2 protein-coding genes are annotated in these 1,782 nt (G+C 45.1%); both read right to left on the bottom strand.

All coding sequences use genetic code 11. The features are described from left to right. Nucleotides 1–24: 24 nt before the first annotated feature. Nucleotides 25–801: a serine O-acetyltransferase gene (cysE, locus tag A3738_RS13270; RefSeq protein ID WP_068476687.1), complete on the bottom strand. Its 777-nt coding sequence runs from the start codon at nt 799–801 to the stop codon at nt 25–27. Nucleotides 802–808: 7 nt separating this feature from the next. After that, nucleotides 809–1,606 (bottom strand): RNA methyltransferase, encoded by a 798-nt coding sequence (locus A3738_RS13265; protein ID WP_231876647.1) that lies wholly within the window; start codon nt 1,604–1,606, stop codon nt 809–811. Nucleotides 1,607–1,782 lie beyond the last annotated feature (176 nt).

Raw genomic sequence — 1,782 nt, 5'->3', positions numbered from 1 at the left:
ATCAGTCAACTACTAAGCATACCCTTACTTTGCTTGTTTGAAGCAGTCGATATCCTGCTCGTTAATTCCTTGCAAATCTTCTTTTACGAAAGAGTTATCAAGCTTTCTGAGCTCTTTGCACATCTGATTCATACGCTCATCAACCAAATGCATATGATCAAGCATACTTCTGATAGATCGCGCCACTGGGTCAGGCATTTCTTCGCTCAAACCATATGCATCGAAGCCGAAATTCTCTTCCATTTTTTTACGCTTCGATTCATCAACGCTGGCCTTTGAAGTCGGTACAGACTTCAAAATGATTCGCCCAGGGATACCAACCACCGTCGCTTCTGCAGGAACTGCTTTCGTTACAACCGCATTCGAACCAACTTTTGCATTTTCACCAACCTCAAAGGGGCCGAGAACCTTGGCGCCTGCACCGACAACCACTCCATCTTTCAAGGTTGGGTGTCGCTTACCTTTATTCCAGCTAGTCCCGCCAAGCGTCACGCCTTGGTACAAAGTGACGTCATCACCGATCACAGCTGTCTCTCCGATCACAACACCCATGCCGTGATCGATAAAAAACCGCCGCCCAATGGTCGCGCCTGGATGAATTTCAATCCCTGTAAACCACCGACTCACTGAAGAAATAAAACGCCCCAACCATTTAAAATCGTTTCTCCAACAGCTATTAGCGATCCTGTGGAACCAAAGAGCATGCAGCCCAGGGTAGTTTGTCAAAACCTCGAATGTATTCCGTGCCGCCGGATCACGGTGAAACACACTTTGAATATCTTCTTTCATCGCTTTGAACATTACTTACCTACTTAATCGTTTTCTCAACACTTTTGAGTATACCCCGCAAAATGTTAACTTCCATTTTGTCGAGATGGCGACGCTGAAACAATCGTCGTAATCTTGGTAAAAGTTGACCTGGATTGTCGGGGTCATAAAAACCAGTCTGAACCATAACGCGCGTCAGATGATCTAGCATACCGCCAACTTCTTCTTGTGAACTTAACTCTTCATCCCAGTCACCTGATTTGCCATCACGTACTGTTTTGAGCAACTGCGAATCGAGACCTTGTAATGCGGTCATTCTCAATTCATACGTAATAACTTGAACAGCCATTGCCAAATTCAATGAAGAGTAAATCGGGTTGGCTGGGATATTTACATGGCTATTGCATTGCTGTAGCTCTTCATTCGTTAAGCCGCTCGATTCACGACCGAATACATAGCCAACCTCAATTGGGGCTGTATTCGTACTAATCAAGTCCAGAGTATCTTCAGCGGCGACACGAGGGTTAACAATTGGCCAAGGAAAACTTCGAACACGTGCACTAGCGCCAACCACATGCTGACGATCCTTCAAGGCTTCAGCGAGACTATCAAACACCTTAACATTCTCAATAATATCTACAGCACCTGCAGACCTGCTTACCGCCTCATCAGAGGGAAAGTCTTGAGGACTCACCAAACGCAAGTCACTTAAGCCCATATTTTTCATCGCTCGCGCAACGGCACCAATATTTCCAGCATGCGTCGTTCCGACCAAAATAACGGCAACGTTGTCATTGAGATAATTTAAAATATCGAGACCAGACTCCGGCTCTTGCACCCTTAACCACTCCAATAAAAAGAACTGCGACTATAATTGAGGGCAAGTATATTCATATATTGTGAACAAAACCGCTTTTTTGCTGCAATAAAACTCTTTTTTGCTATTATGCGCGCCACAAGATTAGGACTAGGTGAAAAGAATGCAACCGATTCTGAAAATCGCGCTCCGCGCTG

It is taken from the genome of Oleiphilus sp. HI0066, from assembly GCF_001635725.1.
Note: the sequence above shows the minus strand (reverse complement) of the source record. Positions and strands in the feature narration are given on the sequence as shown.

Bases quoted from the DNA above. Each gene is read 5' to 3' on its own strand.
- cysE (WP_068476687.1), bottom strand. From the start codon at position 801: ATGTTCAAAGCGATGAAAGAAGATATTCAAAGTGTGTTTCACCGTGAT.